At 53.2% G+C, this 17509-nt stretch carries 13 protein-coding genes; 5 read left to right on the top strand and 8 right to left on the bottom strand.

Annotated elements, in window-relative coordinates:
- Positions 1-283 precede the first annotated feature (283 nt).
- Positions 284-832 (top strand): Spy/CpxP family protein refolding chaperone, encoded by a 549-nt coding sequence (locus H8K47_RS01175; RefSeq protein WP_186879591.1) that lies wholly within the window; start codon positions 284-286, stop codon positions 830-832.
- 78 nt (positions 833-910) lie between these two features.
- On the opposite strand, the gene H8K47_RS01170 is transcribed toward H8K47_RS01175, so the two are convergent.
- The 3 genes from H8K47_RS01170 to paeA form a co-directional block, all read right to left on the bottom strand.
- Positions 911-3148 carry a bifunctional diguanylate cyclase/phosphodiesterase gene (locus tag H8K47_RS01170; protein ID WP_186879590.1) on the bottom strand — a complete coding sequence of 746 codons (2238 nt, stop codon included), beginning with the start codon at positions 3146-3148 and terminating at the stop codon, positions 911-913.
- Between the two features lie 171 nt (positions 3149-3319).
- On the bottom strand, positions 3320-4594 hold the full coding sequence (locus tag H8K47_RS01165) for an Hsp70 family protein (RefSeq protein WP_186879589.1): 1275 nt from the start codon (positions 4592-4594) through the stop codon (positions 3320-3322).
- A 58-nt stretch (positions 4595-4652) separates the two neighbouring features.
- Positions 4653-5966, bottom strand: coding sequence for a polyamine export protein PaeA (gene paeA, locus H8K47_RS01160; protein WP_186879588.1), 1314 nt, complete (start codon positions 5964-5966; stop codon positions 4653-4655).
- A gap of 217 nt (positions 5967-6183) precedes the next feature.
- On the opposite strand from paeA, the gene H8K47_RS01155 reads away from it, so the two are divergent.
- Together H8K47_RS01155 and H8K47_RS01150 are read left to right on the top strand one after the other, a co-directional pair.
- Positions 6184-7428 (top strand): TCR/Tet family MFS transporter, encoded by a 1245-nt coding sequence (locus H8K47_RS01155; protein WP_186879587.1) that lies wholly within the window; start codon positions 6184-6186, stop codon positions 7426-7428.
- Between the two features lie 125 nt (positions 7429-7553).
- Positions 7554-8174, top strand: coding sequence for a hypothetical protein (locus H8K47_RS01150; protein WP_186879586.1), 621 nt, complete (start codon positions 7554-7556; stop codon positions 8172-8174).
- Between the two features lie 83 nt (positions 8175-8257).
- Here H8K47_RS01150 and H8K47_RS01145 read toward each other — a convergent pair whose 3' ends face one another.
- The 3 genes from H8K47_RS01145 to H8K47_RS18230 all read right to left on the bottom strand — a co-directional run bounded on the left by H8K47_RS01145 (position 8258) and on the right by H8K47_RS18230 (position 12643).
- Complete coding sequence (locus H8K47_RS01145) at positions 8258-9580, bottom strand: dicarboxylate/amino acid:cation symporter (protein ID WP_186879585.1); 1323 nt, start codon at positions 9578-9580, stop codon at positions 8258-8260.
- Positions 9581-9789: 209 nt separating this feature from the next.
- Positions 9790-11241: an aminotransferase-like domain-containing protein gene (locus H8K47_RS01140; protein ID WP_186879584.1), complete on the bottom strand. Its 1452-nt coding sequence runs from the start codon at positions 11239-11241 to the stop codon at positions 9790-9792.
- Between the two features lie 550 nt (positions 11242-11791).
- Positions 11792-12643: a hypothetical protein gene (locus H8K47_RS18230; RefSeq protein WP_186879583.1), complete on the bottom strand. Its 852-nt coding sequence runs from the start codon at positions 12641-12643 to the stop codon at positions 11792-11794.
- A 417-nt stretch (positions 12644-13060) separates the two neighbouring features.
- On the opposite strand from H8K47_RS18230, the gene H8K47_RS01130 reads away from it, so the two are divergent.
- On the top strand, positions 13061-14776 hold the full coding sequence (locus tag H8K47_RS01130) for a DUF1800 domain-containing protein (RefSeq protein WP_186879582.1): 1716 nt from the start codon (positions 13061-13063) through the stop codon (positions 14774-14776).
- Positions 14777-14877: 101 nt separating this feature from the next.
- Positions 14878-16278: a DUF1501 domain-containing protein gene (locus H8K47_RS01125; protein WP_186879581.1), complete on the top strand. Its 1401-nt coding sequence runs from the start codon at positions 14878-14880 to the stop codon at positions 16276-16278.
- A gap of 39 nt (positions 16279-16317) precedes the next feature.
- Here the strand turns inward: H8K47_RS01125 and H8K47_RS01120 are convergent, their stop codons facing one another.
- Together H8K47_RS01120 and H8K47_RS01115 are read right to left on the bottom strand one after the other, a co-directional pair.
- Positions 16318-16911, bottom strand: coding sequence for a chromate transporter (locus H8K47_RS01120; protein WP_186879580.1), 594 nt, complete (start codon positions 16909-16911; stop codon positions 16318-16320).
- Positions 16908-17489 carry a chromate transporter gene (locus H8K47_RS01115; RefSeq protein ID WP_186879579.1) on the bottom strand — a complete coding sequence of 194 codons (582 nt, stop codon included), beginning with the start codon at positions 17487-17489 and terminating at the stop codon, positions 16908-16910. The genes H8K47_RS01120 and H8K47_RS01115 overlap by 4 nt, the downstream gene beginning before the upstream one ends.
- Positions 17490-17509: the final 20 nt, after the last annotated feature.

Genomic DNA, 17509 nt, shown 5'->3' with positions numbered 1-17509 from the left:
AGGGCTGGTGTGTTGCTATTGTAGGTGGTTTTGTATCGTCTTGTTATCATACGCCTTGAAATACATACTGTGAAACAGAGCATCATGGTGAGCAGACTTGCCTCTTTCATCATCTGTTACACGGGGATACAAAGCCAGCCTAAATTGAAACGCCGGCTTTAAAAAAAACAGGCAATATGCGTCCCATGCAATTGACGGAAAAGCGAAATTGCTGCATTAACCTAACCCACACCAGAAAGCCAGCCTAAGCCAGTGTTTTTCGGTGTCTGCTCAGAGAGAGATCATGAAAAGCATACAAACAGTGATTACCAGCATGTTGCTGACTTCCGGCATTGCATTATCAGCCGCTGCCAGCGCCCAATCTGTCCCACCCCAGCCACCACCACCTCCTCCGGGCGCAGGTCAGGAAGGTGCACCTGGCTATCATGCGATCGATATGGCGAAATGGCAGGAAAAAATGAAGGAAAGAATGGCGAAGCGGCAGGCTGAATTGCATGAGTTGCTAAAGCTTACGCCGGCGCAGGAACCTGCCTGGAAAACGTATGTTCAGAGCATGGAACTCAAGAATATGCCGCAGCCGCAAGATCCAAGAGAGATGGATAAACTCAGTACGCCGGAACGCATGGAGCGTTCGCTGGAGCGGATGAAAGAGCATCAGGCCAGTTTGCAAAACCGTTTGGCTGCGTTGAAGACTTTTTATGGCACGCTGACACCGGAGCAGCAAAAACTGTTCGATGAAAATCACCGTCGCATCAAAAAAGACATGCAAGACCGCATGGCTAAAGAGATGCAGCGTAAAGACGGACCACCACCACCTATGCCGCGTCCATAAAAAAAATAAAAAAAAACGGGCTGTTCAGCCCGTTTTTTTTCATTGGGCACAGATCGTACAATCATGATGCGGAGCGGTTCAACACGATATAGGTTTTGCTTGCTGTTGCGCCACCCAAGCAATCAGGTCATCTTCCAGCATGGGCCGGCCGATGAAAAAGCCTTGTCCCTCGTGGCAGCCCATGGCTTTGAGTTTATCCCAGTGTTGCTGGGTTTCTATCCCTTCCGCAATCACAGCCAGACCAAGTTTACGACCGAGCTGGGTAATCAATTCCGCTATCCTGGGGCCGCCCGGTGTATCAATCTGGGTTACAAAAGCGCGGTCGATTTTGAGCCGGTCTACCGGCAATTTATCCAGATAACTGAGCGAAGAAAATCCGGTACCGAAATCATCAATCGCAATTTGTATCCCCATTTTTTTGAGCGCATGTAAGTGCTGTTCAAATATCGCAGTTCCGGCCACGGTCACAGATTCCGTGATTTCCAGTTCCAGATGCTGTGGATTGAGCCCGCTGTCATCCAGCGCCTTTTTGACGTTCAGGATGAAATCTTCCTGACGGAACTGCACTACCGACACATTGATGGCAATGCGCAGCGGTGCGATTCCGGCTTTTTGCAGTCTGACCATATAAAAGCAGGCGGTGCGTAATACCCAGGCGCCCAGGCTGACAATCAGACCGGAATATTCAGCGAGTGGAATAAAATCGACTGGGGGGATCATTTCACCTTCGTCGCTACGCCAGCGTATCAGTGCCTCCATACCGATGAAGCGACCGCTGTTGAGTTCGATTTGTGGCTGATACATCAGGAACAGACGCTCAGCATCAAATGCGCGGTGCAGATTCTGCATCAGCGTCGCGCGTTCGCGTATCTCTATACCCATTTTGCGGGTGAACACCGTAAAGCTGCCACGTTGCATGGTCTTACTGCGCTTCAAGGCGATGCTGGCATCCTTAAGGGCCTCAGCACCATCACCTTCATAACCATCCAACGCTACCATACCGATAGAGCAGGACACAGAATGGGCTGTTTCATTGATGAGGTAAGGCGTGCTAAACAGTTGTTTCAGTTGTTCAGGCAGCAGCTTATCTTCATTGCCGAGCAGACCAAATACATCGCCGGAAATCCGCGCAATGAAGACTTCATCACCAAGTGCTTTGCCCAGCCTGTCAGCAACTGCCTGCAGTAACAGGTCGCCATAATGATGGCCCAGCACGTCATTGATTTCAGCAAAATCGTCGATGTCTATCAATGCCACCATTTGCGGTGCGGCCTGCGCATGACGGCTGCTGTCGATCTGACCGATAAAGCGTAAGCGGTTAGGCAGGCTTAGTAACTGATCGCGGTAGGCGTGATTTTTAAGTTGATTCACCAGCGTCAGATTATCCAGGCAGACGCCCAGGTTAGAACAAAATACTTCCAGCAAATTGCGGTTAATTTCGCTGAGCGCGAATGGCAAATCAATATACGCTGCGAGCGGGCGGTTGCCGCGTCCGGCGAAATACAGCGTCATATTTTTTTCGCTGAATAAGGGTTCTCTGTGTGTCAGAACATACTTCAGCGCATTACGGATTTCAGGGTTGCGGATATCATCAATCGCACAATTCATGAGCTTGCTGTACTGACCGGCGGAAGCGATCACATTGAATTGTTGACTGGGACTGTCATCACAGCCATCGCCCTGAGCACACAGCACACCCTCAGGGGGGACACCACAGAGTGCCGCGATCTGGGTAATCACACCGGCGGCAAAGGCTTGTATGCCATGGTCGAAGGTAAACGAAGCACTCGATTCTATGATTTGGTGCAAGCCCTTGCGGCTGGTATCGATGGTCCGTATCTGTTCATAGGAGCGTATTGCCGCCGTCAGCGAGGTCAGCAATTTTTTGCGGGTCAGTTCGCTCTTGGTTTTGTAGTCATTGATGTCAAAGTCGCGGATCGCGTCTTCTTCCGGTGCATAACCTGGCTGTCCGGTACGCAGGATAATGCGGGTATCGTGCCATTTGAGTTCGTCGCGGATATAACTGACGAGTTCCAGTCCTGCGTGTTCGGTTTCCATCACCACATCCAGCAGGATGACGGCAATATCGGATTGAGTGGAAAACACCGCACGCGTTTCGTCTTTAGAATAGGTGTGAATGAATTCCAGTGGACGGTTCAATATCAGCGCATGTTGTAAGGCAAAGCAGGTCGTTTTGTGGACATCTTCATCGTCGTCCACAATGGCGATTTTCCAGCAGCGTCCTGCTTGGGGTGGCGGTACCAGGTCGCCGCTATCTTCTTCTATGAACAGTGCATCATCATCCAGGTCAGACATGTCGACTCCATTCAGGAAGCCCACAGTAGGCGCCGCGGGCATGGCAAAACAATATTTTTTGCTTTACTGCACCTGCTACCTGCTACCACCACACGTTCGCCAGAATAAGTGCGCTGGCAGGTGGTGTGATTGGCGTGAGTATAACCTAGCTGCCATCAGGAAATGTAGCGTTTAAGCAAATCTCCGTGCCGCATCCAGTGCCAATCCTGCACCGATGCTACCGAACAGGTCACCCTCTACGCTGCGAGCATGTGGCACCACGGCGCTGATTTGCTGACGTAAGCCACGCACTCCGCTGGAACCGCCCGTGAAAAATACGGTATCGACCTGGTCAGCCTGTATGCCCGCCATCGTAATGACTTGCCCGACAGTCGCGGCAATCTGGCTGCCCAGACTGTGTACCGATTGCTGGAAGCTGGCCTGGTCCAGCTCTAATACACAAGGCTGATCCGCTTGCTTGCTGCGCAAACGGTCCAGCTCCAGCCGGATCTGATCCTGATCGGACAACATGATCTTGGCGCTTTCTGCCTGTATCGCCAGCCAGTGACCGTCGCGGTAATCCACCAGATTGAGCAGACGCTCAAATGCCGCTTTGGTGGCTGGCTCACGGATGTCGCGGTAGACGTCCTGCAATTCGCGCCAGATTTTCTGGGTGTACACCAGGTTAATCGTGTGCCAGGTCGCCAGATTGAAGTAATACCCGGAAGGGATATCACTGGCATTCCCAAGTCGCCCGCCCAGACCCAGCAGTGGCATCAGATGCGCCAGGCTCAGGTATTTATCGAAATCTGTACCACCCAGATGGACACCGGCATTGGCCAGAATGTCATCGCGCCGGTCGCTCAGATGCGCGCGTTGTGGGGATAGCCTTACCAGAGAAAAGTCCGAGGTACCGCCGCCTATATCGGCAATCAGCACCAGCTGTTCACGGTCTATGCGCGATTCATAATCGAACGCCGCTGCGATCGGCTCGAACTGGAAGTGGATGTCTTTAAAGCCCGCGGCACGTGCAATTTGCTCCAGCGTATCCTGTGCCAGTTGATCGGCTACCGGGTTATCGTCGATAAAGTGAACCGGACGACCGAGTACCACCTGGCTGAAGTTCTGGCCAGCGCTGCGTTCTGCACGCTGTTTTAATTCAGCGATGAACTGGCTCAGTAGTGTGCGAAAGGCCAGCGATTTACCCTGTACTTCAGTCTGCCCATCCATCAGGGAGGTGCCGAGCAGGCTCTTCATTGAGCGCATCAGGCGGCCTTCGGTACCGGCCAGATAGCTGGCCAGCGCAGCGCGACCATACTGAATCTGATCTTCTTCAGCATCAAAAAACACTACGGACGGCAAGGTGACTTTATCTTCTTCCAGCGCCAGCATTGCAGCCTTGTCGGCTTGCAGCCAGCCTACCGTTGAATTCGAGGTACCAAAATCTACACCACAAGCTTGCGACATGAAAAACATCCTGAAAAAACGAAAACGCCGTCAGGGAAAAGCCTGGCGGCGTGGAAAATTAAGATTCGGGGGTGACCGGCGGCGCATTGGTACGCACCACCAGCAATTGATCAATCCGGTAATGGTCGATATCGACCACTTCAAATTTGTACGCGCCTACCATCACGAAATCAGTCCGTTTCGGAATTTTTTTCAGCATCGTCATCATGAAGCCCGCAATAGTCTCATAGCTGCCCTGTTCCGGCAAGCTGTCGATCTCCAGTGCGCGGCATACATCTTCGATCGTGGTGGCACCATCGATGAGCCAGGAGTTGCTGTCGCGCTGGACGATCTGATCTTCCAGGAAGGGGTGGACCAGGTTGCCCATCAGTGTGCTCAGCACATCATTGAGCGTGATCACCCCTACCACCAGCGCATATTCATTGAGGATGACCGCAAAATCTTCGCGCGTACCTTTGAACTGTTCCAGCATCTCAGACAGCGTCAGCGAATCGGGTACTGCCAGCGCGGTGCGCAGCGATAATTCCTGTACCTTGGTGAAGGGCTGATTGGTCAGCACGCGTTTCAGTATGTCTTTGGACTCGACATAACCAACCACATTATCGATATGGCCGTCACACACCAGAAATTTGGTATGCGGATGTTCTGCGATTTTCTGGCGTATCACCACATCACTGTCCTGTAAGGTAAAAAACACGATACTGTCACGTTGCGACATGGCTGAAGGTACGGTGCGGCTTTCCAGCTCGAATACATTGCCTATCATATGGTGCTCGCGCGCTTGCAGCACCCCGGCTTCGGCCCCCGCATCTACCATGGCGTAGATTTCATCCGGGGTGATTTGTTCATCACGCTCGGTCGGCAAATTCAGGATATTAAAAATCAGATTGGACAAGCCATTGAAGACCCAGACCAGTGGCTTGAATAAGCGGACTGACAACATCATCGGTGTCACGATCATGACGGCGACCCGCTCAGGCGCAATCATGGCGAGTTTTTTCGGAATCAGGTCAGCAAACAGAATAAATAGGGAGGTGACGAATAAAAACGAAGTCAGAAAGCTGGCGGTATTGACCCAGCTATCATACCCAAATAGCGATTGAAATACCCTCTCCAGATACGGGGTCAGCGCCTGTTCACCCAGAATACCGCCCAATATTGCGACGCCATTCAAACCGATCTGAACCACGGTAAAGAAATGGCCGGGCTCCTGCTGTAACTGTAAGACCTTGCTGGCGCGCAGTTCGCCCTCCGCTTCCAGCACCTGCAATTTCCCTTTACGGGCGGCGGCCAGCGAAATCTCGGACATGGAAAAAAACGCGCTGATCACCACCAACAGGGCAATCACCAGAAAATGATCGAATAATGCCATTCTGACTCCTTTAAGACGGGACTGCTATTGCATCAGCTGTTGCATCATATACTATCGTGTTGTTTTTATGACCGATGCAACGGCGCAGCTACACCTGCTTCAGTAGCCCAACTTTGCTTACGTCCCGAGTGCGTTGTCCCCGTAATGCCGTTGGGCTTTGCGTCATATTGCCTGTTTCTTGCCCGCCTGGCACGGGTATTTTCTGAAAGCGTACTGAATGACTTCACCTACTGCACAGGATAGCGGTGCCCTGGCACCCAATGTCCGTTTTGTATTACTGACGGTATTTCTGGATATTCTGGGGATAGGCCTGATCATCCCGGTCTTGCCAGCGCTGGTGGCCACATTTCATCTGCCGGCGGATCAGCAGGCATACTGGTATGGGCTGATCGTGGCGGCGTACGGCCTGATGCAGTTTTTCTTTGCGCCACTGATCGGCGCGCTGAGTGACCGCTACGGGCGGCGTCCTGTATTGCTGACCTGCGTATTCGGACTGGGCCTGAATTTTCTCTTGATGCCGCTGGCTGCCAACGTGAGCTGGTTACTGCTGATCCGAGCGGTGGGCGGTGTTACCGCGGGCAATCTGTCGGTGGCCAGTGCCTATATCGCTGATGTCTCCACGCCGGAAAATCGCAGTAAGGCACTGGGTAAAATCGGCGCTATGTTCGGGCTGGGCTTTATCTGTGGCCCGGTCATCGGTGGCGTGCTGGGGGAAGTCGATGTGCACTATCCTTTCTTCCTGGCCGCTGCGGTATCGATGGGCAATGTGTTATACGGTTACCTGGCTTTGCCGGAGTCGCTGCTGCAGACCCACCGCAAACCGTTCACATTCAAGTCCGCCAATCCTTTTTCTGGTTTGCTGGGTCTCGCACATCTGCGTGATGTCGGTGGCCTGATCTGGGTCTATGCATTGTTCAATTTTGCCCAGTTCACGCTGCAAACCACCTGGGTATTATCGACGCAGCTGCGTTTTGGCTGGACGCCGCTGCAAAATGGACTGTCGCTGTTTATGGTCGGCGTTTCTGCTGTGCTCATGCAGGGCGTGTTTCTGGGGGCGTATACCAAGCGGGTCGGTGATGAAAAAGCGGTGCAATATGGCTTGATGTCCTCTTGTGTGGCGTTGACCTTGTACGGGCTGGCGACCGAAGGCTGGATGATGTATGTGTTGATACTGTGTAATTTGCTCGCGTTTGCTGCAGGGCCCGCCTTACAGGCGATTTTTTCCAGGGCGGTCGATGCCGGTTCTCAAGGCATGGCGATGGGCTCTTTAAGCTCCCTGGCCAGCGTGATGAGTGTTACCGCTACGTTGGCAGGCAATAATTTGCTGGGCTATGTCAGCCATGCGCCTCAGCATAGCTGGACACTGGGCGCGCCGTTTTTCATGGCGGCAGCGGTACAGCTGCTGGCCTTGTTGCTGGCAACCCGCTATCTGCGTCGAAAGCGTGTCGTAGCGAGTGCATAAACGCGGTTTCGCTGTTTGACATATATGCCGAATGAGTGAAGAAAAGGGTGAGATTTAGATAATTTTTTGACATAAATAAGCGAGCTCGCCAGAATGTTCCGCCTATTTATGTCTTTTTGAACAAAATGCCGATCAAGTCTGATTTCCCCCATCTCCGCCAGTGGGGCTGGCTGGTCTGTTTTTTATTGCCTGGTTTGCTGACTGCGTGCTCCAGTCCGTATTCCCGTTTGCATTACCAGTCGGATTGTTCCGCTACGTTTGCCCAGCAAGCGATCAACTGGAGTTTTATCCATCAGGTGCCTGGCGCTAAACGACAATGGCTGATCGACCCCAGCGGCATACAGACCCAGGATGAGGCGATCCGGGTAGCCAGCACACTCGCACCCCTGTTTTTGCTGGATAGTTACGCGATCAGGCCGGAGCCGGTTTCCGGTTATGACGCGGCTTCGGCATACAGAACTTTATTCACTGCCAAAGGCGCGGCAACGCCATTTCGCGCCGGACCGTTTCCGGGTGGTGACACGAAGATGCAGCGCAGCGGTTTCAGCCGCGCTTATGACTGGCAGTTTGTGAGCCCGAATGCACTCCATGTCTCGCTCGACTTTTTCGATAAAGACGCGCAACAGATATACACAGATCGCATCGTTCTGCTTGGCAGGGATAGTTTGTGGCAGTTTGACGGTTATGCCGATACCGGGCGCACTACCCGGCCGTATCAGGCGCGTAGCAGTTATTGCAGCTTATAAGGCGTGAGCGTGGCAGCGTTTAGTCAGCAAGACGAAAAAAAAGCGGATCAGCCGATCCGCTTTTTTGTTGGTACAGCTGGATTTCAGCGCACGTTCATTTGCTGAGGATGACGGTCATGCATCGCTTCATAGTCCACATCGTCGACCGGAGTAGGTGCATCCAGTTCCGCATTGAGGGTTTGCATATTCACGTCATTGCCCCATTTGCCAACCACGATGGTTGCGACACCGTTACCGATCAGATTGGTCAGTGCACGTGCTTCTGACATGAAGCGATCGATGCCCAGTATCAGCGCCAGGCCAGCTACCGGTATGCCGCCAACTGCCGACAAAGTCGCTGCCAGTACGATAAAGCCACTGCCTGTGATACCTGCTGCACCTTTGGACGTCAGCAGCAATACCGCCAGCAAGGTCAGCTGCTGCATCAGTGACATTGGTGTGTCCGTTGCCTGTGCAATAAATACCGCCGCCATCGTCAGGTAAATTGAGGTGCCATCCAGGTTGAATGAGTAACCGGTAGGGATCACCAGACCCACCACGGATTTTTTCACACCCAGTTTTTCCAGCTTGGCGATGATACCTGGCAGTGCAGATTCAGACGAGGAAGTGCCGAGTACGATCAGCAATTCTTCTTTAATGTACTTGATGAATTTCCAGATGCTGAAGCCATGCACAGCGGCGATAGTGCCGAGTACTACAAAAATAAACAGCAGGCAGGTCACATAAAAGCTGGCCATGAGATTCGCCAGCGACAGCAGCGAAGCGATGCCGAACTTACCAATCGTGAATGCCATCGCACCGAAAGCGCCAATAGGAGCGACTTTCATGATGTAGCCGATGATCACGAACAGCACATGGGAGAATTTTTCGATGCAATCAAAAATCAGGGTGCCACGGCCACCAAAACGGTGCAGTGCGAAACCAAAAAACACGGAGATCACCAGTACCTGCAGGATTTCACCTTTAGCAAATGCGTCGACAAAAGTCGTCGGTATCATTGCCATCAGAAATTCCACCGTGGTCTGCATCTTACCGGGCGCTGTATAGGTCGCAATTTCTTTGGTGCTAAGGGTGTGCGGGTCGATATGCATGCCTGCACCGGGTTGCCAGATATTGACGACCAGCAGACCCACAATCAGCGCTAAAGTACTGACAACTTCAAAGTACAACAAAGCCATACCGCCAGTCTTACCGACTTTTTTCATGTCTTCCATACCGGCGATACCCACCACCACGGTACAGAAAATAATCGGCGCTATCATCATCTTAATCAGCTTGATGAACGCATCACCAAGCGGCTTTAAGGATGCGCCGGTTTCAGGATAATAGTGACCAACCAGCACACCAATCACGATGGCTGAGATCACCTGAAAATACAGGGATTTATAAAAGGGTTGCGATTGCATGACTAGTCTCCGGATTGGGTATCATTTTTTTTGCCCGCCTGGCGGCTGACGACGGATAGGTAGATTACCGTCTTTTCACGATTATCGAAAACTGCTTGTTGCTTGACTATTGTGAATATCCACACTGAGGCTTGCGGCTACTACTTAGCTACAGGAAGCTATTCACCGAATTGGTGCAGTTTTCCTGTATTTTTACCACAAAAACGTTGTCAGGCGACTGCTTTGCGTGGTTTTTGGTGTGCGACAATTAAACCCAGATTGCGCATCGCTGCATCCAGCTCCTCGGAATAATGGGTGCCGCAATTAATCCTCAGGAAATGATCAAAGCGGTTGGAGTTGGAGTACAGCAGGCCGGGTGAAATCAGTATGCCTTGTTCCAGCGCGGCGTCGAATACTGCCTGAGACGAACAGTAGGCCGGCATTTCTACCCAGATTGAGACACCGCCATCGGGCATGCTGAAGCGTGTACCCTCCGGAAAATAGCGTGCAATCGCTTCGGCCATTTTTTCGCGTTGTTGTCTCAGCGTCACACGCAATCTGCGCAAGTGGCGGTCGTAATGCGTCGATTGCAAAAATGCTGCCGCCACTTTTTGCGACAACTCTTCGTTATAGCGGGTCTGTGCGTATTTGAACATGTCGACCCTGGCTTGCCAGCGTCCGGCCAGCATCCAGCCTATGCGCAGGCCCGGGGCCATGATTTTATGCAGCGAGGCGCAGTAGATCACATTGCCGCTTTTATCCCAGTGTTTGCAGGCAGTCGGGATGTTGTCGGCGTTACATAAGGCGCTGTAGGAGTCGTCTTCGATCAGTGGAATATGCTGCGCCTCGCATAAGCTGACCAGCCTTTGCTTATGCGTGTCCGGCATGATGCTGCCCAGCGGATTTTGCAAATGTGGCACCACCACCACCGCTTTGATATTGTCATAAGTCTGCATCGCCAGTTCCAGCGCTTCGATAGAAATCCCGGTATGCGGGCTGGTCGGGATTTCCAAAGCTTTCATGCCCAGGCTTTCCAACACCTGCAGCAAGCCGTAAAAGGTCGGTGACTCAACCGCAATCACATCACCCGCGTGCGCGACGGCACGTAGTGCCAGATTCAGTGCTTCGATGCAGCCATGGGTGATCACCACTTCATCGGCGCGGGTGCTGATGCCTACGTCCAGCGCACGCTTGGCCAGCGCAGCGCGCAGTTCGCGGTTGCCGCCTGGTGATATTGCCTTGGTCAGCAGATAAGGATGCTGGCGCAGGATGCTGCTGGTCAGCTGACGCAATTGCTGATGCGGATACAGTTCTGGCGCACCAGTGGCGCGTGCCAGATTCACCTTCACCTGACGCTGACCCTGAGCAATGATGGCAGATACCCGTTCATGGATGCCGACAAACTGAGCCGGATCGATGCGCTTGACCGGCCTGGGTTCCGCGGCTGGCGCCAGGTTCATGCGGCGCGGCTGACGGACGAAATAGCCTGAGCGTGGCCGCGCTTCCAGCCAGCCTTGCGCTTCCAGATAGCGGCACATTTGCAATGCCGTCGACAGACTGATGTGATGCAACTGCATCAGCTTACGCACTGAAGGCATGCGTTCACCGCAGGCCAGGGTACCGGCCTGTATCGCACTCAGATAATGGTCGGCCAGCTGGCGGTAAAGAATGGGTGTGGACATGCTGAATTCTTCAAAAACTAAATTAAGTGGTGACCGTCGCAGATTGGCGTGCCTGCGTGACAGCGGGACTGACACCGGCATCATCAGGCTAAGCACGCTGCGGGCAAAGATACAGTTTGCGCTGATTCTGACAATAACAGAAGGAAAAATCGCGAATTGCTGCGATACAGTTTCTGCTTCTCTGTGCCTGTTATGCTGTGCCGCTCAGGCTTAAGCTGTGCTCACCATGCTCAGTCGGGGTTGAGGCCAGGAAGGATGAATACGATGCAGATCGAATTGCAGAACACACAGTGTTGGTATGGCTATCTGGAAAAAGGGACTTGCGTCAAGCTGCACAGCGGTCGCGCGCTGCTACGCAATCTCAGCGCGGAAATCAGCGGTGTACCGCACACCCTTATCCTGGAGCAGGATGTGCCGCAGGTATTAACACAGTCAGGCTGGATGTTGATTGCGGCGCAGTCGGCGCTAACCTGCACCTGTGAGCCGCCACCCGAGCATTCTTTGCTGCAATTTCTCAGGGACAGGCTGGCGGATACCGGATTACTGCGCCTTATCCGAAAAACTCTCTCATCAGGAAGTTTTCCAGCTCGGCGCTGTCCTGAGGACGGGCCGACAGGGTGATCACTTTACCCAGGCGGCGTGATTCCCAGCTGAAGTCGCCCTGATAATGGGTGCGTATCAGCTCTATCATGCGTCTGACCATGGCCAGCTCGACGTTACCCCCCAGCCCTGCGTCGACTTCGATCACCTGCTTCCAGCTGCTGCTGGAATTCGGACGCCAGCCCCGGAAAGAGAAGGTACCGACCCGCGTGCTCTTACTGAGTATCTGGAATACGCCATTGGTTCCGTCGCGGCCAGCGGCTTGTTGCATACTGCGTCGCACATTGGCTTCCGCCACTTCCTGCGGCGACATACCGCGCCCATTCTGGGAAGACGAGCTTTCTTGTGGCGTATTGTCTTGCTGTGCCTGACGTTTGGCACGTACCGCATTGAGCATGGCCATCATGTCTTCAGCAGGTGCCGCCTGCGCCACGGGTGGCGGGGTTTGCGCGATCGGTGCCGGCGCTTCCACCGGTGGCACTGGGCTGGGCAGATTGGGTGTCTGTCTGGTTTTGGGGATGCTGACTGGCGGTTTGGCTTTGGGCTCGGATTTCTTAGGCGCTGCCTGTTTGGCCTGTACCACCTTATCCATGATCAGCATCATGGGGGTATTGGAGGCAGCGTTATCGCCCTGCTTTTTCTTTTTTTCCAACTGCATGTGCAGCAGAAAATACAATAACACCGCGTGCATCAGCACCACTAACAGCAGACCTGTCATGCTGGCCGGACGAAAACGGATGTGCAGATGCACTTCGCCGGGCTCTGCAATGTCATTTTCAGGTGCTTCTATACTGAACTTCATGGATAGCTGGATTTCATGCACGAATCATAGAGCTCGCAAGCATACAACAAACTTTACTTGTTTCTGTAACAAAGATGCTGGTCCCGGCAGATGCGTCTTTGAGCACCGTCGCAAGAAAGTGTAACAAAGCATGACATTTGTTGCGACGGCAAACGCCATGTTCCGCTATGAAAACTGAATAAATTCAAACCGAATATTTCAGACTGGCAGGGAATTGCACGGATGGGCAATAGGAAAGCGGTCTTCTTTCTACTAAGATAGACACACTCATTAATCAGGATGTACCCAAAATCGTTCCGCCAGCCGTATGGCTTCTTGTCATACCCGCGCCATGATTGACTGGAATAATTTTTGCCTGAATTCTCATATTGAAAAAAAGGTAGCGCCATGCCAGATGAAGTGGTTGACATATCAGCAATGACCGAAATACGTATTGCATCGCCAGCAGACGGAAAGCCCGAAATAGCCAGTACCTCCAATTTACCTGTCATCGCTGCAACAGCGGCTGCCAGTCTCGCACTGACTGCCTGTGGCGGCGGCGGGACAGGTAGCAGTGATAGCGGTGGTAGTGGCAGCACTCCGCCGGTGACACCACCTAAAGCTTTGACGGAGGCCGAAGCGGCGCGTTTTCTTGCTCAGGCTGCCGTCGGCATTACACGCACTCATATCGCCAGAGTACAGGCTATCGGTTACTCGGCCTGGATCGATGAACAAATCGCGCTGGCACCGTCGACCAGCCGCTGGGACTGGCTCAAAGCCAAGGGCTTTGATGCCGCGACCAATATTTTCACGCAAAATGGTTTTGACGGTGCTGTCTGGGGCAAACTGATTTCTTCGCCGGACACCCTGCGTCAGCGTGTCACGCAAGCCTTGTCCGAAATTATCGTGGTGGGAATAGATGGTTTGGTTGGCGCGGGCTGGCAGTCTTTCTCGGCAGCGGCTTATCTCGATATGCTGGAGGCGAACTGCTTCGGTAACTTCCGCAGCTTGCTCGAGTCCGTCTCTACCAGTGTCGCGATGGGACAGTATCTGACTTTCCGTGGCAATACCAAATTCAATGCCAAGACAGGCGCGCTGCCAGACGAAAATTATGCGCGTGAAATTATGCAGTTATTCACTATCGGCCTGGTGCAACTGAATCTGGATGGTACGCCTAAGCTCGGTAGTAACGGCGCGCAGCAGGAAACCTATACGCTCGACGATATCACCGGTTTAGCGCGGGTATTCACAGGCTGGGATTTTGATCTGAGTACCAGCAAAACCGATACGCCGGATTTCGCCAAACGTCCGATGACACAAGTCGCGGCCAGGCACGAGACTGGAGAGAAAAAATTCCTGGGCAGTACTATTGCAGCAGGAATGGACGGCGTGCAAAGCCTGAAAGCGGCACTGGATATCATTTTCGTGCATCCGAATGTCGCGCCTTTCATCAGCAAACAATTAATTCAGCGTCTGGTCACCAGCAACCCTTCGCCTGCTTATGTCGCGCGGGTAGCAACCATCTTTAATAACGATGGAAACAATGTGAAAGGCAATCTGGCCGCCGTGGTGAAGGCGATACTGTTGGATGACGAGGCGCGTAATGCGGCAAATCTCAGCAGCGCACAATTTGGCAAAATCCGCGAGCCTATTTTCCGTTTTCTGGCCTGGGCCAGAGCATTTAATCTGCGTACTGTGAGCGACCTTTGGAATGTCGGCAATACCAGTGATCCTTCGACACGACTGGGACAAAGTCCTATGCGTTCGGGGTCGGTATTTAATTTTTTCCGGCCGGGTTATGTACCGCCTAACAGTCCCGTTGGCGACGCGGCACTGGTTGCACCAGAACTGCAAATCACCAATGAATCCACGGTGGTTGGATATGTCAATTTTATGCAGCGCATGGCATCGCAGACCAATACGGATCTGGTTGCCGATTACAGCAGTTTGCTTAAGCTGGTCAGTGACCCGGCCGGTCTGGTCAAGGAACTCAATCTGGTGCTGGCTGCGGGTCAGCTCAGTGATGCGACTGTCAGTACGATTGTGTCCGCAATCGGTGGCATGGCCAGTGAAACCGATGCCCAGAAAAACAACCGTATCTATGCAGCATTAACCCTGGTGCTGGCTGCTCCGGAATTTATAGTTATTAAATAAGCGGATTGATGCGAGAGCGTCACGGTGACTTGCAGGCTTGCTCGCTACGAGCGCCAGACTTTACCGGGATGCTTTTGCTTCAGTCCTGATTAGGAAAAATCATGACGAAACCGACTACCATGAATGCCTCGCGCCGTGCTTTTATGCAGCGTGCTTCCGCCCTGTCTGTGGCCGGTGTGGCGACGCCCTGGGCACTGAATCTGGCGGCCTTGTCCGAAGCGTCTGCTGCGACTGCGAGCGATTACAAAGCCATCGTCTGTGTCTTTCTGTATGGCGGCAATGACTATGGCAACACCTTAGTGCCTTACGATACCAGTGGGTATAACGCCTATCAGGCTTTACGGCCTACGCTGGCCTATGCGCGCGACGCCTTGACCCCGACGGCGCTCAAGCCCGTAGCGGATCCAAAAGACAGTGCTGGCTTCAGCCATCAGTATGCGCTGGCACCGGGACTGGCGCCTTTACTACCTGTCTTCAATGCCGGGAAACTGGGCGTGGTGCTGAACGTGGGTACCTTGATACAGCCAACTACCAAGCTCCAATACACCAACAAAAGTGTGTTGTTACCGCCTAAGCTGTTTTCGCATAATGACCAGCAATCCGTGTGGCAATCTTCGGCCGCCGAAGGTGCGCGTTCCGGCTGGGGTGGACGCATGGGTGATCTGTTTCAGTCTGGTAACGCAGTTTCCACATTTACCTGCGTGAATGTATCTGGTAACGCGGTGTATTTATCGGGAAAAACAGCAGTGCAGTATCAGGTGTCAACGAGTGGATCCGTGCCATTGTCTGCTTTGCAGTCACCCTTATTTGGTTCGGCAGCCTGCTCGAATGCCTTACGCAGCCTGGTTACGCAGAGCCGGACGCATTTACTGGAAAACGAATACAACCGTGTGACTAACCGTGCGATTGATGCCAATGTGACCCTGACTGCTGCACTGGCATCGGCACCGGTATTAAAAACCGTATTCCCGGCCAAAAATAGTCTGGCGGATCAGTTGAAGCTGGTGAGTAAAATGATTTCGACAGCGTCCACGCTGGGCGCGAAGCGCCAGGTGTTTTTTGTATCCATTGGTGGTTTCGATACCCATGATGGCCTGGTCGATAAACATCCTGTACTGATGACGCAGGTTGGTGACGCGATGGCTGCGTTTTACAACGCGACGGTCGAGTTGGGCGTGGATAGTCAGGTCACGACTTTTACTGCCTCGGATTTTGGCCGTACATTAAGCGGTAATAATGATGGTTCTGATCACGGCTGGGGCAGTATGCATTTCGTGATGGGCGGTGCCGTCAATGGACAGCGTTTTTACGGCACGTCGCCGGTGATTGCGTCTAACGGTCCGGATGATGTGGGACAAGGCCGTTTATTACCAACCACCTCGGTCGATCAGTACGCTGCGACACTCGGTAAATGGCTAGGCGTATCGGACAGCGATTTGCTGATGTTGTTACCCAATCTGGCTAACTATAACGTCAGCAGCCGCAATCTGGGTTTCGTTTAAGTCAGTTTTTTTGGCTTTATTGTGAAGCAGCAGGCTGGCTTAAACCCAGCCTGCCCAGCCGCATAGCGCACCGGCTGCCAGCAGCCACAATAAGTGCAGCCGGGTACGCCAGACGATGATGGCGGAGAGCCCGGTAATCAGCCACAGTGGCCAGTCATACTGTACATCATGGTGGGTACTGCCCATAATCCAGCCAGTCGCTATCAGTAAGCCTATCACTACCGGTGCCATCCCAAGTTTGAAGCTACGTACGGCCAGCATCTCGCGGTTGGCATGTCCCCAGCGTGCCGCAACATAGGTCAGGGTAGCACTAGGTAGCAGAATACCGCTCATCGTGACCAACACACCAAGCAAACCGGCCCACATGCTGCCGGTATTCAGACCCACATGCCAGCCCATCAGCGCCACAAACAGGACATTCGGTCCCGGGGCAGCCTGAGCTATCGCGACCGAGGCATTGAACTGCGCGTCGCTGAGCCAGCCCTGCTGATCCACCAGATAGCGATGCATATCGGGTAAGGTCGAGACTGCGCCGCCTATCGACAGCAGCGACAACATCAGATAGTGACCGAGCAGACTGAACCAGTCATGCCAGTGCAGCTGCAGTGTCAGCAAGGGTGCGGCGGCGCTCATGGCTTCCTCATGATATGGTAGACCCAGAACCAGCAGGTGCCGCCCAGCACCAGCAAGACATAAAACAAAGGAATGCGTATCCAGGCAACGCTAATAAAACATAGTGCGGCCATGCTGATGGCTTTCGCTCTGCCCATAGGATGTAGTCTGAGTGCGGAACTTAATTTCAGACCGGTCGCGATAATCAGACCAGCCGTGACTGCACTCATGCCGCGTAATGCGCCGATGACTTGTGGATTTTGAGAGAAATGCGAATAGACGATGGCGAGGCACAGGACGATGATCAGCGGCACGGTCAGCATACCGGCCAGTGCGGCTAGCGCACCGCGTAGCCCGAAGTAACGGCTGCCTATCATCATCGACAGATTCATCACGTTTGGACCGGGCATGATTTGCGCGACCGCCCAGTCCTCAACAAATTCTTCGGTCGTAAGCCAGCGTTTACGCTCTACGATTTCCCTTTGCACTACAGCGAGTACACCGCCAAAACCCTGCAGCGCAAGCCAGGTAAAAGAAAAGAACAAATCTGCCAGTGAGGCAGGACGCGGTGTTTGGGGGGTGAGGGCTGGATCAGACATGGCAGTACCTGTAAGTGTAG

The organism is Cognatundibacterium rugosum, from assembly GCF_014284365.1.
Lineage (GTDB): Bacteria > Pseudomonadota > Gammaproteobacteria > Burkholderiales > Burkholderiaceae_D > Undibacterium > Undibacterium rugosum.
Note: the sequence above shows the minus strand (reverse complement) of the source record. Positions and strands in the feature narration are given on the sequence as shown.